This is a genomic window from Phreatobacter aquaticus (assembly GCF_005160265.1).
In the GTDB taxonomy this organism is placed as follows: Bacteria; Pseudomonadota; Alphaproteobacteria; order Rhizobiales; family Phreatobacteraceae; genus Phreatobacter; species Phreatobacter aquaticus.
In genome coordinates, this window is the sequence record NZ_CP039865.1 from 2,032,712 (window position 1) to 2,052,014 (window position 19,303).

Here is a 19,303-nt window from a genome sequence, read left to right on the forward strand (position 1 = left end):
AGGCCGCCAAAAAGCGAAAAGGCCGGGCGAGCCCGGCCTTTCCAGCAGTCGATGAAAGGAGCGTGGTGTCAGCGCAGCGGCAGCTTGGAGTACTGCAGATCGACCGACAGGGTGGCGACCACCGAATGACCGCACCAGTTGGACCGGCCCGCACCGGTGAGCACGCCGCGATAGTCGCCGGTGGTGGCGAAGCACTGCTGCGTGGTCAGGTTGGTGCCATGGTAGCGCAGGTCGAGCGTCACGACGTCCTTGTAGGTCCACGACACGCCGGCGTTCCAGTACAGGTAGTCCTGGATGTTGAAGTCGTTGCCGGCGCCGAACACCGAGGTGGTGCCCAGCCAGTAATGGCCGACGGCGCCCGAGATCGCGAAATCGTTCGGCAGCTTGTACTTGGCATTGGCTTCGGCATAGAGGCCCGAAGCGCCGGTGCCGAGCCAGTTCGGCGCATAGTAGAGCGCGCCGCCGACGTTCAGCTGGGGCGTGATGTCGTAGCCGGCCTTGCCGTAGACTTCGAGGAAGTCGGTGTTGCGCGGGGTCCAGACGCCGGCGAGCGCGCCGGGCGGGGTCACGATGTCGGTGCGGAACTGACGCTCCGGGGTGTAGAGATAGTACATCAGACCGAAGTCGAGGGTGAGGTCGCCGATGACCGGGCGGATACCGGCATAGAGGTCGATCTCGCCGATCGGACGGGTCGGCAGCTTGGTGGTCCAGTACGCCGCACCGGCATAGAGCCAGTTGTAGCGGACTTCGGCATAGGCCGAGAAGGCCGGGCCGCGGGCCGACTGCGAGATACCGCGGAAATTGTAGTCCGACATCAGCTTGGCGCCGAAGGCGAGATCCCAGGGCGAGGCAGCGGGAGCCGCCAGCGGGGCGGCGACGTCGGCGGCCATGGCCGGGGCCGAGAGGACCGCGGCGACAACACCGGCGAGCAAGGACTTGCGAAGCATGCGATTCTCCCGAGTAACCTCAAGGGACCGATTCAGGCCGGGCCCGTCATGAATATGTCAGGATTGGGTCATGCTTCGGGTCATTGTGACAAGCCGAGAAACCGTGCAAGTGCTGGTTTCTTGCCTAATCTCTAGGCAAACTGGAACAAGTAAAAACGGCTGTGGCGAATGTGCCACAGCCGTTCGAGCGAGGAACACCAATTGGTTAACCTTAGGTTAACTCAAACGATCATTCGGTAGGCAGGCAAAGTCAGGAACTCTTCGAAGTCCGGCGCGAGCGACAAGGTCTTGAACAGGGCTATCGCCTCAGGGAAGCGACCCCCGGAGAAGGCCTTCTCCCCGACCTCGCCCTTCACCTTGTCCATCTCTTCCGCCAGTGCCGTTTCGAAGAAGGCCGGCGTGCAGGCGATGCCGCCCTCCAGCTTCACGCCGTACTTGGTCCACTGCCAGATCTGCGCGCGGGAGATCTCGGCGGTCGCCGCATCCTCCATCAGGTTGTAGATCGGCACGGCGCCGCGGCCGCGCAGCCAGGCCTCGATATACTGGACGCCGACGCGGATGTTCTCGCGATAGCCGGCCTCGTTCTTCGTGCCCTCGTGGATCTCCAATAGGGCAGTCTGGCTGGCGGTCACGTCGTCGCGCTGCTTGGCGACCTGGTTCGGCTGCGGCATCAGCCGGTCGAAGGCCTCCATCGCCACCGGCACGAGGTCCGGATGCGCCACCCAGGTGCCGTCATGGCCGATGGTCGCCTCGCGCTCCTTGTCGGCCTTCACCTTGGCGAAGGCGGCCGCATTGGCCTCGGGATTGTTCTTGATCGGGATCTGCGCCGCCATGCCGCCCATCGCGAAGGCGTTGCGCTTGTGGCAGGTCTTCACCAGCAACTCGGCATAGGCCTTCAGGAAGGCCTTGCTCATCACCACCTGGCCGCGATCCGGCAGGATGAAGTTCGGATTGCGGGCAAGCTTCTTGATGAACGAGAAGATGTAGTCCCAGCGGCCGGCATTGAGCCCGGCCATGTGGTCCTTCAGCTCGAACAGGATCTCGTCCATCTCGAAGGCGGCCGGCAGCGTCTCGATCAGCACGGTCGCCTTGATCGTGCCCTTCGGGATGCCGAGCTTTTCCTGGGCGTGGACGAACACGTCGTTCCACAGCCGCGCTTCCAGATGGCTCTCCATCTTCGGCAGGTAGAAATAGGGGCCCGAGCCCTTGGCGAGCGCGTTCTTGGAATTGTGGAACGTGTAGAGGCCGAAATCGAACAGCGCGCCCGACATCTCCTCGCCGTCCACCTGCACATGCACTTCCGGCAGGTGCCAGCCGCGCGGGCGGGGGATGATCACCGCCACCTTGTCCTTCATCGCATAGGACTTGCCCGAGACCGGGTCGGTGAAGGCGAGCGTGCCCGCCCAGCGGTCCTTCAGATTGATCTGGCCTTCGATCTGGTTGGTCCAGGTCGGGGCATTGGCGTCCTCGAAATCCGCCATGAAGCACTTGGCGCCGCAGTTCAGCGCATTGATCACCATCTTGCGGTCGACGGGGCCGGTGATCTCGACGCGGCGGTCCTGCAGGTCGGCCGGGATCGGCGCAACGGTCCAGGCGCCGTCGCGGATGTGCTTGGTCTCGGGCAGGAAGTCCGGCAGCGTGCCGGCATCGAACTGCTTCTGCCGCTCAGCGCGCAGCTTGAGGAGCCGCTTGCGGGTCTCGTTAAACTTGCGCTGCAGGTCGACCACGAAGGCGATCGCCTCGGGGGTCAGGATCTCGTCGAAGCGCGGGCCCATCGGCCCCTTGATCTCGACGCCCGGCATTGGGGTCATGCTGGTGGCGGTCATGGCGTTCTCCTCGAATGTCAGGGCTTCCCGCCCGTTTCCATGATCCACGCTAGCCGAAAGCCGCTTATGCCGGAATGGACGAAGGTGACGAGGACTTTTGCCGTTTTGGAAAAGATGGAGGCAATAAACCCGCCTCGGTCCGCCATCACTCCGGCCGGTAGAGCGCCGTGCTGAGATATTTCAGCCCCGTATCGCACATCACCGTGACGATGGTCGCCCCTGGCCCCAACCGCAGGCCGACCTGCAAGGCGGCCACCAGGTTGGCACCGGTCGATGTCCCCCCGAACAGCGCCTCTGTGCGCGCCAGCCGGCGGGCCATGGCCATGGCCTCTTCCGTCGAGACCGGCACGATCTCGTCGATCAGGTCCGGCTTCCACAGCGGCACGACAAAGCCCGCGCCGACGCCCTCGATCCTGTGGCTGCCGCTTGGGCCGCCCGACAGCACGGCCGATTCCGCCGGTTCCACCGCCACGATATGCACGTCCAGCCCCTGATGCCTGAAGCCCTCGGCCGTGCCGCGCACCGAGGCCGCCGTGCCGGTCGCCTGCACGAAGGCGTCGACCTTGCCGCCGGTCTGCTCGACGATCTCGGCGGCCATGGCGTGATAGGCGGCGAGCTGGTCGCTGTTGCGCAGCTGGTCGGTCCAGAAGGCTCCGGTCTCCGCCTGGATGCGCCGCGCCTCCGCCACCATGGCATGGGTCAGTGCGGCATCCATGCCGCCGCTCTGGCTCGGGACGATGGTCAGTTCGGCGCCGAGCGCCGCCATCTGCGCGCGCTTCTCCGCCGAGAAGGCGTCGGAGGTGACGATGCTCAAGGGATAGCCGCGCGCGGCGCAGACAAGCGCCAGCGAGACGCCTGTGCTGCCGCCGGTATATTCCACCACCCGCCCGCCGGGGTTCAGCCGGCCATCGCGCTCACCCGCCTCGATCATGGCAAGCGCCATGCGGTCCTTCATGCTGCCGGTCGGGTTTTCGCTTTCCACCTTGATCAGGATGCGCGCCGACCCGGCCGGCGCGACGGCCTTGAGCTCCAGGAGCGGTGTCGCGCCGATCCGCTGGAGAATGGAGGGGACGACCTGAAGGGGGCGGGACATCGGTATTTCCATTGCATGTAGATACAATCGATGCATATACATTGAACCATGCTAAAGCAAATCAGCACCTCATTCCCGGCCGCGTCCCCGTCCCTGACCAGCGATGCCCGCGCGGCCGTCGCCACCTGTGCCGGCATCCATGCCCGCCTCGTTGCGCGGCGCCTCTCACGGCTCTTTGACCGTCATCTCGCCCCCTTCGGTCTCGGCATCGCGCAGTTCGGCCTGATGGCCGAGATCGCCAGCGCCGCCGACGACACGATCGGCAGGTTGGCTGCCCGAACCGGCCTCGATGCCTCGACCCTGTCGCGCAACCTGCACGCCCTGGAGCGCCGGGGACTTGTCGAGATCGTCATCGCGGAGGCGGATCTGCGCCGCCGCGCCGTCTGGCTCACCGAGCAGGGCGCCCGCACGCTCGCCGCCGCCATGCCGGCGTGGAGAGAGGCGCAGGCCGAGGTTGCCGTTCTTGTCGATCCCTCCGATATCGGGCGCATCGCCGAAGCGACAGCCGTGCTGGACGCGGCCTGAAGCCCCGCTGGATTTTCCGGCCATCCCCGTCTAAGGCCTGTCCTCCCGCCCGACCGACGAGCCCATGGCCGACATCACCGCAATCGAGACCTATTCGTTCAGCCCGCCCGACCTTCGGGTCGCGGAGCGGCGGCCGGGCATTTCCGCCTTCGTGCGCACGCGCAACGGCGCGGATTTCATTGCGCCGACCATTCTCAGCCACGCGCCCTTCGTCGACGAGATCGTGGCGGTCTACAACCAGTGCACCGATGCGACGGAAGAGATCCTGGCGGGCCTGCAGGATCAGTTGGGTCCCGACAAGCTGAAGCTCTTCCACTACCAGCCGCGCGTTCACCCGCCAGGCTCGGCCGAGCATGCCGCCGAGCCGGGCAACTCGCCCCACAGCGTGGTCAATTATTCGAACTTCGCGCTGTCGCGCACCAGCCGCCAGATCGTGGTGAAGCTCGATGACGACCACATCGCCTACGAGCGGGGCCTCACCCCCATGGTCGAGGGCCTGCGCCGCGACGGTCTCGCGCCCGGCCGGATGAACTGTTTCTCGGGCCTCAATCTTGCGCGCGACGAGGATGGCGCGGTCGGCATCCATGCCGGCACGCCGTTTTCCGGCAATGGCGATATCGGCTTCTTCTCGATGACGCCCGACGCCTATTTCGTCCACGATCGCCGCTTCGAGGACTTCCGCAAATATCACTTCAAGAGGGTCTTTGCGGGCTTTGCCTACTGGCACATGAAATATCTGAAGACCGGCCTCGGCTTCGCCAATTACGAGATCGAGACCGGCCGCAATCGCCGCTTCGCCCGCAAGGAGAAGGATTTCCACCGCCGCCGTGACGTGGTGACGGTAGCGGAAGTGGCGGCGAGCCAGAGCCGGCTGGCCGCGCGCGCCCGCAGCCTCACGCCGATCGACAAATGGGCTCTGTTCGGCAACCGCTCGCGGGCGATCATGGCCGGTGCGGTGACCGATGGCGATCTGGCCGAGATGGTCGCGGCCTATGGTCTGGGCGACGTGATCGCGGCCGCCTGAGCCGGACCCGGGCCAGCAACAATCTTCTGTCTCACGCAGCCGTGACCGAACGGGCGTAACGCCAGGCCGCCGATCCGCGAAACCTGCTCATCTCCAGCGGACGAGACGAGCACGCGGCCCATGAACCAATCCCTGCCCACGACCTCTCTGCAGTTCGATGCCCTCGGCAATGCGATGACGCTGTCCAACAGCGCAGCCTTGTCCCCCTGGAACGAGACGATCGAGGCGATGCTCGGCCACAGCGCGGCGACGCCGGCCGAACTCGCCCGGACATTGGCCGCCGCGCCCGATTTCGCGCTCGGCCATGCCACCAAGGGCCTGATGCTCCTGATGATGGCGCGCGGCGAACTGATGGCGGATGCCCGCCAGTGCCTTGGCACCGCCAGGACCTGCCTCTGGACGGCGCGCGTCACGGCCCGCGAGAGGGCCTATGTCGATGCCCTCGATGCCTGGCTGGACGGCCGGCCGCTTCACGCCGCCGACCATCTCGAACAGGCGCTGGCTCTTGCCCCGCGCGATGTGCTGGCGCTGAAATTCGTCCACCAGATCCGCTTCATGCTGGGCGACAATGCCGGCATGCTGGCGAGCCTGAGGCGTCACGCGCCGGGCTTTGCCCGCACTTTCGCCGAATCCTATGTGCTGGGCTGCCAGGCTTTTGCCGAGGAGGAGACCGGCGACTTCAAGGCCGCCGAAATGTCGGGCCGTCGGGCCCTGGCACTCAATCCGGCCGATGCCTGGGGGCGGCACGCGGTGGCCCATGTGCTGGAAATGACCGGCCGCGCCAGGGAAGGCGCTGACTGGCTCTCCGCCAATCGCCAGCACTGGGGCCATTGCAACAATTTCAGCTTCCACCTCTACTGGCATCTCGCGCTGTTTCTCATCGAGCAGGGCCGCATCGACGGCGTGCTCGACCTCTATGACCGCGAGATCCGCGCCAACCGCTCGGACGATTATCGCGATCTCGCCAATGGCGCCTCGCTGCTGGCGCGCCTCGAGATCGAGGGCGTCGATATCGGCCATCGCTGGGAGGAACTGGGCGAGATCGCCGCGCGCCGCGTCGACGACCGCCGGCTGGTCTTCGCCGATCTGCACTATGTCACCGCCCTTGCCGGTGCCGGTCTAGGCCGCGAGGCTGGTCTTCTGGTGCGCAACCTCAAGGTTGACGGGCTGAGGGGCACGGCCGCCGATGCCGGACTTGCCGGATCGGTCGGCGCAATCGCCGCCGAGGGCGTCGTCGCCTTCCGAGCCGGCGAATTCGAGGCGGCCGCCCGCGCGCTCTGGGCGGTCCGGCCGCGGCTGATCGGGATTGGCGGCAGCCATGCCCAGCGCGACCTGTTCGAGCAGATGCTGATCGAGAGCCTGATGCGGTCCGGCGATCACGACCGGGCCGAGCGGCTGCTGACCCAGCGGCTTGCCGCGCGCGGCGGCAACAATGCCTTTGCCGCCCGCCGGCTGAAGCGGATCGCCCAGGGACGGCGCGGGGCGATCAGGGTTGCTGCATTGGCGCTTGGCGCCATGCCGATCGCCGCGGCGCATTGATCATTCGGAGACGTGCAGACATGACCACCGGCGCAGATCTCATGGCCCGGCGTTTCGCCGCTGCCGGCATCCGCTACGCCTTCGGCATTCCCGGCGGCGAGGTTCTGGCGCTGGTCGATGCGCTGGAGCGCGCCGGCATCCGCTTCATCCTGACCAAGCATGAGAATGCCGCGGGCTTCATGGCGGAAGCCGTCTGGCACGCCACCGGCGCGCCGGGCCTGTTTCTCGCAACGCTCGGCCCCGGCGTCGCCAATGCCGCCAATGTGGTGGCCAATGCGCTGCAGGATCGCGTGCCGCTGATCTTCGTCACCGGCTGTGTCGACCAGGCGCTGGCCGAGACCTTCACCCATCAGGTCTTCGATCATCAGGCGCTGCTCAGGCCCATCGTCAAAGCGACGTTCCGCGCCGCCTCCGGCACCGAGGACCTCGTCGCCGACAAGGCCCTGACCATTGCCCTGTCGCGCCGTCCGGGGCCGGTCCATATCGACCTGCCGATTGGGGTTGCCGAGGCTGAGGTAGCCGAGCGGCCGGTCATCGTCTCGTCCTTACCGGTGCCATCGGTGCCGGCTTCGCTCGACCAGGCGAGCGCCATGATCGCGAAGGCCGCGCGGCCGTTGGTCATTGCCGGGCTCGACCTGGTGGCGGAAGGGTCCGGCGCGGCGCTCGACGCCTTCCTCACCGCCACCGGCGCGCCGCTGATCACCACCTACAAGGCCAAGGGTCTGGTCAGCGAGACCGATCCCCGCGTCATCGGCGCGGCGGGCCTGTCGCCCAAGGCCGACCGCATCGTCATGCCGCTGATCGCGGACGCCGATCTGATCATCCTCGCCGGCTATGACCCGATCGAGATGCGCGTCGGCTGGCGCCATCCTTGGGGGCCCGACAAGCCGGTGATCGATCTGGTTGCGGAGGCCATGCCGCATGGCATGCATTCGGGCACTGTCACCCATGAGGGCGATGTCGGCCTGATGCTGGAGCGGCTTGCCGCCACGGTGACGCCGAAACCGGTCTGGTCCGGCGGCGAGCCGGCGCGTGCGCGTGATGCGCTCGCCCGTGCCTTCGCGGCGCCGGGGCCGTGGGGGCCGCACAATGTCTTCGAGACGGTGCGCGCCATCGCACCCGCCGAAACTGTCGCCTCGGTCGATTCCGGTGCCCACCGCATTCTGCTCAGCCAGATGTGGACTGCGTCCCTGCCGCACACGCTGATCCAGTCGACCGGGCTCTGCACCATGGGCTGCGCGCTGCCGCTCGCCGCAGGCCACGCGCTGGTAACGGGGCGTCCGACGCTCTGCTTCGTCGGCGATGCGGGCCTCGAAATGGTGCTCGGCGAATTGGCGACCGTGCGCGATCTCAAACTGCCGGTCGTGGTCGTCGTGCTGGTCGATGCCCAACTCGGCCTGATCGAGTTGAAGCAGCGCCAGCAGCAATTGGCGACAGCCGGCGTCGATTTCGGCCAGACCGATTTCGCCACCGTGGCGAAGGCGCTCGGTGGCCATGGCGTTTCGGTGGCCGACAAGGCGGCACTGGAGCAAGCGACGCGCGACGCTTTCGCGCGGCCGGGGTTCACTGTCATTGCCGCTGAGATCGGCCAGCGTGCCTATGACGGCGCATTCTGAGGTGAGGGCGCTGACCCTCTGCGCCATGCCGACCACCGCCGCGCAGTGAGCGGGACCGATCTCACTCGCCTGCGGCCTTGTCGAGGGCCTCGCGCAGCCTGACCAGTTCCTGCCGCAGCCTCACCGCTTCCTCCCAGGGCCGGTCGACCGCGCAGCCGATGGCGATCGGAACCGCCTTGGCGGCATCGCGCAGGCTGCGCCCCGCGTCAGTGAGCCCGATGCGCACCGAGCGCTCGTCGGCGACGTCGCGCCGGCGGGTCACCAGGCCGCGCGCTTCCAGCCGCTTCAGAAGCGGCGTCAGCGTGCCGGAATCGAGCGTCAGCTTCTCGCCGATCGCCTTCACCGACTGGTCGTCGCGGTCCCACAGGACCAGCATGACCAGATATTGCGGATAGGTGAGCCCCAGCCTGTCGAGCAGCGGCTTGTAGACGCGGTTGAACGCATGCGCCGCCGAATAGACGGCGAAACACAGCTGATCATCGAGGCCGAGATGGTCGGGCGGGTTGGGCATGCGGCGGCTCCGGATTCCAGCGGAAAGCCAAGGCACGGATATCCATTGCGCGCAATCAGATTGCGCGTTGATCCAATCACATGTTTATGATTTTGCAAAATTAGATTGCGCACAATACAAAAGGGCATTCCAACACGGCATCGAGCCGCACACAGGAGACGCGTGATGACCAAGGTTCTCTACACCACAGAAGCGACAGCCACCGGTGGCCGCGATGGCATCGCCTCCACCGCCGAGGGCAATCTGACGGTCAAGCTGAACACGCCGAAGGAACTGGGCGGCCCCGGCGGCGACGGCACCAATCCCGAGCAGCTGTTCGCGGCCGGCTATTCCGCCTGCTTCCTCGGCGCGCTGAAATTCGTCGCCGGCAAGGCCAAGGTGGCGCTCTCGCCCGAGACCACGGTCACCGCGACCGTCGGCATCGGCCCGCGCGATGACGGCCAGGGCTTCGGCCTCGACGTGGCGCTGTCGGTGGCCATTCCCGGCGTCGACAAGGCAGTTGCCGAGGATCTCGTCGCCAAGGCCCACGTGGTCTGCCCCTATTCGGAAGCGACCCGCAAGAACCTCGACGTCCGCCTGTCGGTGGCGTGAGGCAGGGGGCAGGTAACGCCCAGTCTTGTTCGCCAAAGCTCCGGAAGCGGAATGGTATCCCCTCCCCCCACGCAGTGGCGGGGAGGGTTAGGGTGGGGGGCAGGTCCGGCTAAAGCGCGCTGGTCCCCCCACCCCCAAGCCCCTCCCCGCCGCAAGCGGGGGGAGGGGAGTTCCACCCCGCATTCCGCGTAGGTGGTCCCCTGGGTTCGGCCAAAAGGCAGCTTCGCGCCCCTTACCCCAGCCGCTTCCGGTAGAAGAACTCCCAGGTCGCGCTGACATCGGCGAGATAGCGCACCACCGGTTGCCGCTCGAAGCCGAGCTTTTCGTAGAAGGCATGGCCGCGGGCAAAGCGGGTGTCGGTCCAGAGCACCATCTCGCGGGCGCCGCGGTCGCGCATCAAGCTCTCGCCCAAGGCGTAGAGCTGGTGAGACAGGCCGGTGCCGCGCGTCTCGCCGGACGCATAGACCTTGAACAATTCGCCCGACCCCGGCTGAACGAGGGCCGCCGCCAGCGAGCCGACCACCCGGCCATCCCTTTCGGCAACGAACAGGCGCCCACCCTTGGCGGCGTAATGGCTGGCCGGAGCCGCCAGTTCGGGAAACTCGTCATCGACGAACAGGCAGTTGTCGTACTCGGCGAAAATGGGCGCGATGAGCGCGCGCAGGGCTGCCCCGTCGCTATCTGTAGCCTCTCGGATCTTCATGCTGGGAGGCTGCTTCTGCTGGCGATGAGGGCGAGCGCCTCGCGCGGATCGAGCGGCTCCGGCACCCAGCGCGCGCCGCCCGAGACCGCTCGCTCGAGCATGGTCTGGTAGCTCTTGCGCGGCACTTCCACGGCACCCAGCGTCTTCAGGTGCTCGGTGACGAACTGGGTGTCGAGCAGCGTGAAGCCGCCGGCGAGCATCCGGGCCACCAGATGGACCAGCGCCACCTTGGAGGCGTCACTCTCGCGGTGGAACATGCTCTCGCCGAAAAAGGCCGCGCCGAGCCTGACGCCATAGAGCCCGCCGACCAGCCGGTCCTCGCGATAGACCTCGACGCTGTGGCAATGGCCGATGGCGAACAGCTGGCCATAGAGGTCGCGAATGCGGCCGTTGATCCAGGTCGAATCCCGCCCTTCAGCTGGAGCGGCGCAGGCGTCGATGACGGCCGGAAAATCATGGTCCATGCGGATGGTGAAGCGGCCGGACTTCACGGTGCGCGCCAGCCTGGAGGATACGATCAGCCCGTCTAGCGGAATGATGCCGCGCCGCTGCGGCTCCACCCAGTAGAGGCCGGGATCATCGGCGCTCTCCGACATCGGAAAGATGCCGCAGGCATAGGCGCGCAGCAGCACCTCCGGCGTGATCGCATTCTCGCTGTCGCTGTGGCGTGTCATGGGGAGAGAATAGGGTGTGTGCTGCGGGCGGGCCAGAGGGGCTTCGCGACCAAGACAGGTTTGTGCGCTGGCGGCGCCGGCCCCTCACCCTCGCCCTCTCCCCGCAGGCGGGGAGAGGGGATTGGAGTGCGCCGGCTCACCTTGCTGGTCCATGCTCACATCTCGTGAACGAACGATCTTGAAGCCGGGCGGAGGCGTTCCCTCTCCCCGCCTGCGGGGAGAGGGGTAGGGTGAGGGGCCAATGGCGGCAAACCCGCATTCCCGCGTCAGAACACCCGGTTGAACGTGATCTCGTTCGTGTCGGTGCGATCGATCTCGGTCCAGCCGTTCTCGCGGTAGAACCGCTCGGCCCGCGTTCCGATCCCGGTATTCAGCCAGGCCCGCCGGTGCCCCGCATCCCGCAATGCCTTGCAGGCCCGGGCCAGCAGCGCCTGCCCGGCGCCCCGGCCCTCGAAGGCCTTGTCGACGAACAGCGCGAAGATCGATCCGTCGCGCGGATCGGCCGACGAGAAGCCAGCGATCACGCCATCGATCTCGAACACCCAGAAGCCGTCGCGGTCGATCAGATATTCGACCGCGTCGACGATCTTGGCCGGGTTCGACAGCACGTTCTCCGTCACCGCCATGCGGATCTCGGTGATCCGCGGCAGATCCGAGCGGGTCGCCGTGCGGATCATTGCTTCTCGATGCCGGCGACGGTGGCCGCTTCCTGCCACTTCACCGCCTCGGTGCGCACGCGGGCGGCCAGTTCCTCGGGGCTGGAGGGCGCGATCTGCATGCCAAGCGCTGCCTGCAGCGAGTTCTGCACCTCGGGCGTGGCGGCGGCGGCGCGCACGGCGGCGTTGAGCTTGGTGACGACATCGGCCGGCACATTGGCCGGGGTGAACATGCCGAACCAGGCGATCAGCTCGTAGCCCTTCACATTGGCGGCCTCATCCACCGTCGGCAGGTCGGGCACCTGCGGCGAGCGGGTGGAGGAGGTCACCGCCAGCGGGCGGATCGTGTTGCCGCGCACCTGCGGCAGCATCACGCCGAGATCGGCGGTGAACAGCGTCACGCGGCCGGCGATCAGGTCCTGCATGGCGGTCGGGCCCTGGCGATAGGCGACATGGGTCATCTTCATGCCGGTCATCGACAGGAGCATCTCAGTCGAAACGCGCTGCGACGCCGAGGCCGACGCGAAGGTGAGGTCGGTGCGGCCGCGCGCATAGGCGATCAGCTCGGCAAGCGTCTTCACCGGCAGGTCGTTCGGCACGGCGACGATCAGCGGCACCGAGCACAGGAACGAGATCGGCTGGAAGTCCTTGTGCATGTCGAACGGCACGTTGTTGAACAGCGCCGGTGCCGCGGCATTGGTCGAATTGGTGCCGATCAGGATCGTGTAGCCGTCGGCATCGGCCTTGGCGACGGCATTGGCGCCGATCATGCCGTTGGCGCCGGGGCGGTTCTCGATGACGATCGACTGGCCGAGGGTCGCGGTCATCCGGTCGGCGAAGGCGCGCGCGACGATGTCGGTGGCGCTGCCGGCGGCAAAGGGCACGATCGCGCGGATCGCGCGGTTCGGATAGGGCTGGGCTGCGGCCTCGCGGCCAGCTGCGACAAGGCCGATGGCGGCAAACGCGATGGCGCAAACCAGAGCCTTGATTGTGAAACGGCGCATCGAACTCTCCTTGGGACTCTGTCTGTCCGGGCGTCGTTCGCGCCCGTTGCTTGAAGCCTGAATGTCTAGTGGGTTTGGCCTTGAAGGCAAGCGTGGCCGTAAACGTGATCGCAGCGCAACACGGCCGCTCCATCGTGGGGCCTGCGGGACCATGCGCTCTTGCTTCTGCCGGCGGCTCGCCTAAACCTCCCGCCCGCGATCACTTTTGCCCAAAGCCGGAGCCCCCATGAGCCGCCTCGCCCTTGCCATTCTCGGTCTTCTGGCAACGACCCCCGCCTTCGCCCAGACGGCTGAGCAGTTCATCGGCCGCTGGGGTTTCGTGTCCTACTGGAACGAGGAGGACCGGGCGAAGTCGATCACCGGCGCGCGGGCGGAGTGCGGCCATCCCTACATCATTGCCCGCGGCCCGAAGGGCGGCCCGATGATGCATGGCGCCGATGCCGCCGCGCCGAGCGAGCTTGAAATCCTCCAGGCCAATGGCAAGGCCTATCTGGTGACGCCCGATGACAACAATGCCATCACCAGCCTGACCACGCGGGAAATCGTGTTCTTCGACGCCAACACCTTCATCACCCGCTACGTGGTCGAGCAGGCCCATAGCCGGTACGGCATGATGGTCTATGCCCGCTGCGGCGCAGCGCCCGCGCGGCGCTGACAGGCAGGCTCGGCCGATACGTCGAGAAACAAAATACTGCAAGTATTTACATAATATACGAGGCTAATCCGCCGCATCGTTAAGTCTTGGAGGGCAATGGTTCCGGCGTTCCTGTTTGCCGGAGCTGTTCCGATGCGTCTCCCCTTCTCGCCCAGGTCAGGCGATCGAAAGACAGCGCGCCCCTCCTGCCTGCTCCCGTTCAAAGGGCTTGTCGGCCGATTCATGTCGGACCGGCGCGGCGGCGCCGCCATTCTTTTCGGCATCGCCGCCTTGCCCCTGCTGCTGATGGCGGGCGCCGCTGTCGACTACACCTATGCCAGCCGGGTCAAGGTGAGGCTGGACAATGCCGCGGACATGGCCGCGCTGTCTGCGGTCAACCGGACATCCATGGCGCTCTCTGCCGAAGCGGCAAAGACTGTCGCGGCCAACACGTTCGTGGCTGATGCCGGCACCCTGAACAGGACGGTCCTCACCTCCACATCGGTCACAATCGGGGTCTCCGGGACATTGCGGACCGCCGAGGTCGCCTATTCCGCGACCGTCAGCAACGTCTTCATGGGGCTCGGGGGAATTTCCACGACGACGGTCTCGGGCACCGTCAAGGCAACATCGGCCGTGCCCCTCTACATCGATTTCTACTTGTTGCTCGACAATTCACCATCGATGGGCGTAGGTGCGACGACGGCCGACATCAACAAGTTGATCGCCAATACGTCCGACAAATGTGCCTTCGCCTGCCACATTACCGGATCGACGTCCGATTATTACGCGCTCGCAAAGAAGCTGGGCGTCGCCATGCGCATCGACGTCGTGCGCACGGCCACCCAGTCCCTGATGGACACGGCAACCTCGATGCTGACGGTCGCGGGCCAGTATCGCGCGGCGATCTACACGTTCGGGTCGAGCTGCACCAAGACCGGCCTGACCACGATCTCGACACTGACTGCCAGCCTGTCCACGGCGAAGACCGCGGCCAGCGCCATCGACCTGATGGCGATCCCCTATCAGGGCTACAACAACGACCAGTGCACCGATTTCGACAACATTCTGGCAGCGGCCAACACCGCCATTCCGACGCCCGGCGACGGAACCTCGGCCGCCAGCCCGCAGAAGATCCTGTTCTTCGTCACGGACGGCGTGGCCGACTATTATTATCCGTCGACCTGCACTGAACCCACCACCGGCGGCCGGTGCCAGGAGCCGCTGACCACGGCCATCTGCACCAAGATCAAGGCGCGCGGCATCCGTATCGCGGTGCTCTACACGACCTATATCCCGCTCACCACGAACTCCTGGTACAACACCTGGATCAAGCCGTTCCAGTCGAAGATCCCGACCAATATGGAGGCTTGCGCGTCTTCCGGGCTCTATTTCGAGGTCAGCCCATCCAGCGGCATCTCCGAGGCGATGACGGCCCTGTTCCAGAAGGCGGTGGCCTCGGCCAGGCTGACGCAATGACGGGTGAATCCATATAATTCGATAATTCTAGAAAGACGGTTGACCAGCGCGGCGCAATGCTGCATCGTAGCGTCATGGACATGATTGTCATCGCCACCCGTCTTGAAGCTCTCGGCAACCCGACCCGCCTTGCGATCTATCGCGCGCTTGTGCGGGCGGGGGCTGCTGGCCTGCCGGTCGGCAAGCTCCAGGAGCGCCTGGCGATCCCGGCTTCGACGCTGTCGCATCACCTGGCCAAGCTTTGTGGCTGCGATCTGGTTTCGCAGACCCGGGAGAGCACCGTTTTGCGCTGCCGGGCGAATTATCAGGTCATGCGCGATCTGGTGGGCGCACTTGAAGATGAATGCTGCGCCGATGCCGCCTGCGGCGCCGACGTTGGAACAGACGCTGCGGTGGCCTGACGGGCTATCTCTTGGGTCTGTAAATTCGATGGTTCTGGAATGATAAAAGGAGTGGATCACATGAGCATCCTGCCCGTTATTGTCATCGGATCCGGCCCTGTGGGCCTGGCCGCCGCCGCCGAACTTGCCGAGCGCGGCCTGCCCTTCATCGTGCTGGAGAAGGGACCTCGTCCCGCCTTCGCCGTCGAATCCTGGGGCCATGTCCGCCTGTTCTCGCCCTGGTCGTTCAACGTCGCCCCCGCCGCCGAACGTCTGCTCGCCACCACCGGCTGGCGCCGTCCGCCGGGCGCCGTCCATCCGACCGGCCGCGATCTGCTTGACCTCTATCTGAAGCCGCTTGCGGCTCATGCAGCACTTGCTCCGGCGCTGGTCTTCGACGCCGAGGTGACCGCGGTCGCGCGGGCCGGCACCGACCGGGTCCGCAATGAGGGCCGGCAGGCCAAGCCCTTCCTCGTCCGCTATCGCAAGGATGGATCGGAACAGGAGGTGCGGGCTTCCGCGGTGATTGACACGTCCGGCACTTGGTCGTCCCCGAACCGCAGCGTCTCCGGCAGTCTTGGCGCCGTCGGCGAGACCGCTCCGGACGTGGCGCGCCACATATCCTATGCCATGCCCGATGTGCTGGGCGCGGGCCGGCGGCGTTTCGCCGGCCGCAAGGTTGGCGTCCTCGGCTCAGGCCATTCCGCCATCGGGACACTTCTCGATCTGGCGAAGCTTGCCGACGCCGAGCCCGGCACGAGCGTTGTCTGGCTCTTGCGCTCCGAGGCCATCGATCCGGCGTTCCGCGAAGGCGCGCGCGACCAGCTTGCCGCGCGTGGCGCTCTCTCGGTCGATGCGGCGCGGGTGGTCGATTCCGGCAAGGTCGAGGTTCAGACCGGCATCCGGCTGGCGGCCATCGAGCCGCGCACCGGTGGCCTGCGGCTGGTGACCGAGGCGGGCAGCACGATCGATCTCGACGAATTGGTGGTGGCGACCGGCTTCCGTCCCGATCATGCGCTCGCCGGCGAATTGCGCCTCGACCTCGATCCGGCGCTTGAATGCCCGACAGGCCTTGCCCCGCTGATCGATCCGAACCTGCATTCCTGCGGCACGGTGCGGCCCCATGGCGAGGCACTGCTCGCCCATCCCGATCGTGGCTATTACATCGCCGGCATGAAGAGCTATGGCCGCGCGCCGACCTTCCTCATGGCGACCGGCCACGAGCAGGTGCGCTCCATCGTCGCCCATCTCGCCGGCGACACGGTGGCGGCCGCCAGGGTGGAACTGGTCCTCCCCGAGACGGGGGTCTGTTCCAGCAGTCTGCCGGCAGCTGCAGCGCAGCCAAGCGCATCGTCCTGTTGCGGGGCGAAGCCGAAGCTGCTCGAAACGCTAGGATAAGGCGCGAGACATTGCGTTGACCGGCAGGTTGCCTGCCGCCCCAGGATGCCTGCCGGACATGTTTGCCTCGCTGCCCTTCATTCTGACCGCCCTCGGCATCACCCAGATCGTCTCCTATGGCACCATGCTCTACGGCATATCGGTGCTGGCCATGCCCATGGCGGTCGACCTCGGCTGGTCATCGACCTTCATCTATCTCGGCTTTTCGGTGTCGCTGCTGGTCGGCGGCATCGTGGCCAAGCCCGCCGCGCGCTTTCTCGAGCGGCGCGGCGGCCGCCTGACGCTGACGATCGGCTCGCTGGTCGGGTCGTTCGGCCTGTTCATGCTGTCGCAGACCCGCGACCAGGTCGTCTATGTCGCGGCCTGGATCGTGCTGGGGCTCGCGTCCCGGTTGACGCTGTATGATGCCGCCTTCGCAACGCTGGTCGAATTCTACGGCCTGCGTGCCCGCCGGCCGATCTCGATCCTGACGCTGTTCGGCGGCCTTGCCTCGACCATCTTCTGGCCGATCTGCCACTATGCCAATGAAGCCATCGGATGGCGTGGCGCCTGGCTCGTCTGCGCGGCCTCCGTTCTGGTGCTCTGCACGCCGTTGCACATGCTGATGCCGCGCCATGGTGTGGTGATGGAGAACGGCCCCGGCGAGAATGGTGCAAGCCCGGATCCCGAGCCGCTTGTGCCGGCCGAGGCCAAGTCCCAGGCCATCCTGCTGCTCGGCATCGCCTTTGCCGCCAATGCCTTCATCTCCACCGCCTTGTCGGCCCATTTCATTCCGGCCGTTGTCACCATGGGCGTCTCGGCCGCCACCGCCATGTGGATCGCCTCGCTGCGCGGCGTGTTCCAGACGCTCGGCCGCTTCCTCGAAATGCTGTTCGGCAAGAATCTCGACCCGTTCATGTTCGCCAACATCTCCACCGGCATCATGGTGGTCGCCTTCGCGCCGCTGGCCGCCGGAGGCGCCTCCACGCCGGCCCTGCTCGCCTTTTCCGTGCTGTTCGGCATCTCGCTCGGACTCATCACCATCGTGCGCGGCGCGGTGCCGCTCGTCCTGTTCGGGCGCCACGGCTATGCCGGCGTGCTGGCAAGCCTCGCAACCCCCGGCCTGATCGCCACTGCCGCCGCCCCCACCGCCTATGCCTATGTGCTGGACATGTGGGGGCCGGTCGTCGGCTTCTGGCTGATGTTCCTCGTCGCCGTCATGTCATTCGGCGCCACGCTGGCTCTTGCATGGCGCTTCCGCAAGGGCACAAGCTAGGTCCGCAGGCGGAGGGGGCCGATGATTCTGGAATTCTGGCAGGGCGTGGGCGACCCGTTCAGGGCCGCTGCGGTCATCGTGCGGGCCTTTGTCGACATCGGATCGCTGGCCACTGCCGGTCTGGCGCTGTTCCTGGTCTTCATGAGCGGCGAACTCACGACCGAGGAAACACGCAGTGCGCGCCGCTGGCTGCTGCTCATGGCGCTGATTGGGCTGATCGCAAACTTCGGCTCGTTCCCGCTCCAGGCGATCGAGGTGGCGCGCGGGCCCCAGGGCGCGCAACGCGCCGAAATCTATGCTCTCGTCATGCGCTCGCCATTTGGCGATGCCCTGCTCCTGCGCTCGGGCGGCATCCTTCTGGCACTGGCGGCGCTGGCGCGCAGTGCCGGAGCGGCGGGGATCGCGACCGTTGGCGCGGTGCTCGTCGCGGCGAGCTATGTCGCGGCAGGTCACACCACGCAATTCCGCCCTCGGCAGGAACTGGTCGTAATCCTGACCTTGCACATGACGGCCCTGGCCTTCTGGTTCGGGGGATTGCTCGGCGTGCGCGCGGTGGCGCTGCGGCGCGATCCGGAATCGGCTGCCGAGACCCTCTATGTCTGGGCACGCCAGGCCGGCTTCTTCTTCCTTCTGGCGCTGGGTGCCGGGCTGTTGGCGGCCTGGTATCTCGGCGGCACCTGGCGGAGCCTCACCGAATCCTGGTTCGGCTGGATCGTGTTCGCCAAAAGCGCCATCGTGCTGTTCGTGCTCGCCTCGGTCTATGCCGCCCGCTTCCGCCACCTGCCGCTGATGGCGCGGGGGGACGTGCTGGCCGCCGCCGCCCTCAGACGATCGGCCGGCCGGCAATTCCTGCTGGGGGTGCTGCTGATCTATCTCAGCGCCGAACTGGCCTTCGTCGCGCCGCTCGACATCGGCCATCGGTTGCCCTTGTGAGCGAACGTCCCTACCGGCCCAATGTCGGCATCGCCCTGTTCAGCCGGCAGGGCCGGGTGTTGATCGCAAGGCGCATCGGCGACGATGGCCCCGAGATGATCGAGCCGGGTTTCGAATGGCAGATGCCACAGGGCGGCGTCGATCCGGGCGAGGACCTGGAGCGCGCGGCGAGACGCGAACTGGAAGAGGAGACCGGCGTTACCTCCGTGTCGCTCATCGGGCGCATGGGGGAACCGCTCCTCTATGACTGGCCACCCTATGATGGTCCCCCGCACCGTCTCACCCGCTGGCAGGGCCAGAGCCAGACCTGGTTCGCCTACCGGTTCGACGGCGAGGATACCGAGATTGATGTGGCGCGCTTCCTGCCCGGCGAGCCGCCGGAATTCGACGCCTGGCGCTGGGAGAGGCTGGACAGGCTCCCCGGTCTGGTCGTCTCGTTCAAGCGGCCGGTCTATCTGCGCGTCGCGGAGGAATTTGCCGTTCATGCCAAAGGCGCCGGATCATGATCATGATCA

General features: G+C 66.5%; 20 protein-coding genes. 12 read left to right on the forward strand and 8 right to left on the reverse strand.

What is annotated here, in order from left to right:
- Positions 1 to 68: 68 nt before the first annotated feature.
- The 3 genes from E8L99_RS09440 to E8L99_RS09450 all read right to left on the reverse strand — a co-directional run bounded on the left by E8L99_RS09440 (position 69) and on the right by E8L99_RS09450 (position 3,866).
- A complete protein-coding gene (locus E8L99_RS09440; protein ID WP_137099298.1) occupies positions 69 to 947 on the reverse strand; it encodes a TorF family putative porin in 879 nt (292 codons plus the stop codon).
- Positions 948 to 1,168: 221 nt separating this feature from the next.
- Positions 1,169 to 2,773 carry a malate synthase A gene (gene aceB, locus E8L99_RS09445; protein WP_168201620.1) on the reverse strand — a complete coding sequence of 535 codons (1,605 nt, stop codon included), beginning with the start codon at positions 2,771 to 2,773 and terminating at the stop codon, positions 1,169 to 1,171.
- A gap of 145 nt (positions 2,774 to 2,918) precedes the next feature.
- Positions 2,919 to 3,866 carry a PLP-dependent cysteine synthase family protein gene (locus tag E8L99_RS09450; RefSeq protein ID WP_137099299.1) on the reverse strand — a complete coding sequence of 316 codons (948 nt, stop codon included), beginning with the start codon at positions 3,864 to 3,866 and terminating at the stop codon, positions 2,919 to 2,921.
- Positions 3,867 to 3,914: 48 nt separating this feature from the next.
- Here E8L99_RS09450 and E8L99_RS09455 point away from each other — a divergent pair, with 48 nt between their 5' ends.
- From E8L99_RS09455 to E8L99_RS09470, 4 genes are all read left to right on the forward strand, one after another.
- Positions 3,915 to 4,391, forward strand: coding sequence for a MarR family winged helix-turn-helix transcriptional regulator (locus E8L99_RS09455; RefSeq protein WP_137099300.1), 477 nt, complete (start codon positions 3,915 to 3,917; stop codon positions 4,389 to 4,391).
- A 64-nt stretch (positions 4,392 to 4,455) separates the two neighbouring features.
- Positions 4,456 to 5,415 (forward strand): glycosyltransferase, encoded by a 960-nt coding sequence (locus E8L99_RS09460; RefSeq protein ID WP_137099301.1) that lies wholly within the window; start codon positions 4,456 to 4,458, stop codon positions 5,413 to 5,415.
- Between the two features lie 120 nt (positions 5,416 to 5,535).
- On the forward strand, positions 5,536 to 6,954 hold the full coding sequence (locus E8L99_RS09465) for a tetratricopeptide repeat protein (RefSeq protein WP_215907066.1): 1,419 nt from the start codon (positions 5,536 to 5,538) through the stop codon (positions 6,952 to 6,954).
- 20 nt (positions 6,955 to 6,974) lie between these two features.
- Positions 6,975 to 8,570 carry a thiamine pyrophosphate-binding protein gene (locus E8L99_RS09470; protein WP_137099302.1) on the forward strand — a complete coding sequence of 532 codons (1,596 nt, stop codon included), beginning with the start codon at positions 6,975 to 6,977 and terminating at the stop codon, positions 8,568 to 8,570.
- Positions 8,571 to 8,631: 61 nt separating this feature from the next.
- On the opposite strand, the gene E8L99_RS09475 is transcribed toward E8L99_RS09470, so the two are convergent.
- On the reverse strand, positions 8,632 to 9,081 hold the full coding sequence (locus E8L99_RS09475) for a MarR family winged helix-turn-helix transcriptional regulator (protein ID WP_137099303.1): 450 nt from the start codon (positions 9,079 to 9,081) through the stop codon (positions 8,632 to 8,634).
- A 165-nt stretch (positions 9,082 to 9,246) separates the two neighbouring features.
- Here E8L99_RS09475 and E8L99_RS09480 point away from each other — a divergent pair, with 165 nt between their 5' ends.
- Positions 9,247 to 9,672: an organic hydroperoxide resistance protein gene (locus E8L99_RS09480; RefSeq protein WP_137099304.1), complete on the forward strand. Its 426-nt coding sequence runs from the start codon at positions 9,247 to 9,249 to the stop codon at positions 9,670 to 9,672.
- A 232-nt stretch (positions 9,673 to 9,904) separates the two neighbouring features.
- On the opposite strand, the gene E8L99_RS09485 is transcribed toward E8L99_RS09480, so the two are convergent.
- The 4 genes from E8L99_RS09485 to E8L99_RS09500 all read right to left on the reverse strand — a co-directional run bounded on the left by E8L99_RS09485 (position 9,905) and on the right by E8L99_RS09500 (position 12,709).
- Positions 9,905 to 10,375: a GNAT family N-acetyltransferase gene (locus tag E8L99_RS09485; protein ID WP_137099305.1), complete on the reverse strand. Its 471-nt coding sequence runs from the start codon at positions 10,373 to 10,375 to the stop codon at positions 9,905 to 9,907.
- A complete protein-coding gene (gene aat / locus E8L99_RS09490; RefSeq protein ID WP_137099306.1) occupies positions 10,372 to 11,049 on the reverse strand; it encodes a leucyl/phenylalanyl-tRNA--protein transferase in 678 nt (225 codons plus the stop codon). Before aat ends, E8L99_RS09485 begins: the two co-directional genes overlap by 4 nt.
- 266 nt (positions 11,050 to 11,315) lie before the next feature.
- On the reverse strand, positions 11,316 to 11,726 hold the full coding sequence (locus tag E8L99_RS09495) for a GNAT family N-acetyltransferase (protein ID WP_137099307.1): 411 nt from the start codon (positions 11,724 to 11,726) through the stop codon (positions 11,316 to 11,318).
- Positions 11,723 to 12,709, reverse strand: coding sequence for a Bug family tripartite tricarboxylate transporter substrate binding protein (locus tag E8L99_RS09500; protein ID WP_137099308.1), 987 nt, complete (start codon positions 12,707 to 12,709; stop codon positions 11,723 to 11,725). The genes E8L99_RS09495 and E8L99_RS09500 overlap by 4 nt, the downstream gene beginning before the upstream one ends.
- A gap of 226 nt (positions 12,710 to 12,935) precedes the next feature.
- Between E8L99_RS09500 and E8L99_RS09505 the strand changes: the two genes are divergently transcribed.
- From E8L99_RS09505 to E8L99_RS23995, 7 genes are all read left to right on the forward strand, one after another.
- On the forward strand, positions 12,936 to 13,364 hold the full coding sequence (locus tag E8L99_RS09505; protein ID WP_137099309.1) for a hypothetical protein: 429 nt from the start codon (positions 12,936 to 12,938) through the stop codon (positions 13,362 to 13,364).
- Positions 13,365 to 13,586: 222 nt separating this feature from the next.
- Positions 13,587 to 14,822: a TadE/TadG family type IV pilus assembly protein gene (locus tag E8L99_RS09510; protein WP_252511310.1), complete on the forward strand. Its 1,236-nt coding sequence runs from the start codon at positions 13,587 to 13,589 to the stop codon at positions 14,820 to 14,822.
- Between the two features lie 74 nt (positions 14,823 to 14,896).
- Positions 14,897 to 15,223 carry an ArsR/SmtB family transcription factor gene (locus tag E8L99_RS09515; RefSeq protein ID WP_137102047.1) on the forward strand — a complete coding sequence of 109 codons (327 nt, stop codon included), beginning with the start codon at positions 14,897 to 14,899 and terminating at the stop codon, positions 15,221 to 15,223.
- 60 nt (positions 15,224 to 15,283) lie between these two features.
- A complete protein-coding gene (locus E8L99_RS09520; RefSeq protein ID WP_168201621.1) occupies positions 15,284 to 16,600 on the forward strand; it encodes an FAD-dependent oxidoreductase in 1,317 nt (438 codons plus the stop codon).
- Between the two features lie 58 nt (positions 16,601 to 16,658).
- Complete coding sequence (locus E8L99_RS09525; protein ID WP_137099312.1) at positions 16,659 to 17,855, forward strand: MFS transporter; 1,197 nt, start codon at positions 16,659 to 16,661, stop codon at positions 17,853 to 17,855.
- 21 nt (positions 17,856 to 17,876) lie between these two features.
- The gene (locus E8L99_RS23990) at positions 17,877 to 18,788 is read left to right on the forward strand and encodes a hypothetical protein (protein WP_252511311.1); all 912 of its coding nucleotides are present in this window, start codon (positions 17,877 to 17,879) and stop codon (positions 18,786 to 18,788) included.
- Positions 18,785 to 19,294: an RNA pyrophosphohydrolase gene (locus tag E8L99_RS23995; protein ID WP_252511312.1), complete on the forward strand. Its 510-nt coding sequence runs from the start codon at positions 18,785 to 18,787 to the stop codon at positions 19,292 to 19,294. The genes E8L99_RS23990 and E8L99_RS23995 overlap by 4 nt, the downstream gene beginning before the upstream one ends.
- Positions 19,295 to 19,303 lie beyond the last annotated feature (9 nt).

What these genes read in the sequence shown, in the direction of transcription:
- E8L99_RS09440 (WP_137099298.1), bottom strand. Translation starts at nt 947, where the DNA reads ATGCTTCGCAAGTCCTTGCTCGCCGGTGTTGTCGCCGCGGTCCTCTCG.
- aceB (WP_168201620.1), bottom strand. Translation starts at nt 2,773, where the DNA reads ATGACCGCCACCAGCATGACCCCAATGCCGGGCGTCGAGATCAAGGGG.
- E8L99_RS09450 (WP_137099299.1), bottom strand. Translation starts at nt 3,866, where the DNA reads ATGTCCCGCCCCCTTCAGGTCGTCCCCTCCATTCTCCAGCGGATCGGC.
- E8L99_RS09455 (WP_137099300.1), top strand. Translation starts at nt 3,915, where the DNA reads ATGCTAAAGCAAATCAGCACCTCATTCCCGGCCGCGTCCCCGTCCCTG.
- E8L99_RS09460 (WP_137099301.1), top strand. Translation starts at nt 4,456, where the DNA reads ATGGCCGACATCACCGCAATCGAGACCTATTCGTTCAGCCCGCCCGAC.
- E8L99_RS09465 (WP_215907066.1), top strand. Translation starts at nt 5,536, where the DNA reads ATGAACCAATCCCTGCCCACGACCTCTCTGCAGTTCGATGCCCTCGGC.
- E8L99_RS09470 (WP_137099302.1), top strand. Translation starts at nt 6,975, where the DNA reads ATGACCACCGGCGCAGATCTCATGGCCCGGCGTTTCGCCGCTGCCGGC.
- E8L99_RS09475 (WP_137099303.1), bottom strand. Translation starts at nt 9,081, where the DNA reads ATGCCCAACCCGCCCGACCATCTCGGCCTCGATGATCAGCTGTGTTTC.
- E8L99_RS09480 (WP_137099304.1), top strand. Translation starts at nt 9,247, where the DNA reads ATGACCAAGGTTCTCTACACCACAGAAGCGACAGCCACCGGTGGCCGC.
- E8L99_RS09485 (WP_137099305.1), bottom strand. Translation starts at nt 10,375, where the DNA reads ATGAAGATCCGAGAGGCTACAGATAGCGACGGGGCAGCCCTGCGCGCG.
- aat (WP_137099306.1), bottom strand. Translation starts at nt 11,049, where the DNA reads ATGACACGCCACAGCGACAGCGAGAATGCGATCACGCCGGAGGTGCTG.
- E8L99_RS09495 (WP_137099307.1), bottom strand. Translation starts at nt 11,726, where the DNA reads ATGATCCGCACGGCGACCCGCTCGGATCTGCCGCGGATCACCGAGATC.
- E8L99_RS09500 (WP_137099308.1), bottom strand. Translation starts at nt 12,709, where the DNA reads ATGCGCCGTTTCACAATCAAGGCTCTGGTTTGCGCCATCGCGTTTGCC.
- E8L99_RS09505 (WP_137099309.1), top strand. Translation starts at nt 12,936, where the DNA reads ATGAGCCGCCTCGCCCTTGCCATTCTCGGTCTTCTGGCAACGACCCCC.
- E8L99_RS09510 (WP_252511310.1), top strand. Translation starts at nt 13,587, where the DNA reads ATGTCGGACCGGCGCGGCGGCGCCGCCATTCTTTTCGGCATCGCCGCC.
- E8L99_RS09515 (WP_137102047.1), top strand. Translation starts at nt 14,897, where the DNA reads ATGGACATGATTGTCATCGCCACCCGTCTTGAAGCTCTCGGCAACCCG.
- E8L99_RS09520 (WP_168201621.1), top strand. Translation starts at nt 15,284, where the DNA reads ATGAGCATCCTGCCCGTTATTGTCATCGGATCCGGCCCTGTGGGCCTG.
- E8L99_RS09525 (WP_137099312.1), top strand. Translation starts at nt 16,659, where the DNA reads ATGTTTGCCTCGCTGCCCTTCATTCTGACCGCCCTCGGCATCACCCAG.
- E8L99_RS23990 (WP_252511311.1), top strand. Translation starts at nt 17,877, where the DNA reads ATGATTCTGGAATTCTGGCAGGGCGTGGGCGACCCGTTCAGGGCCGCT.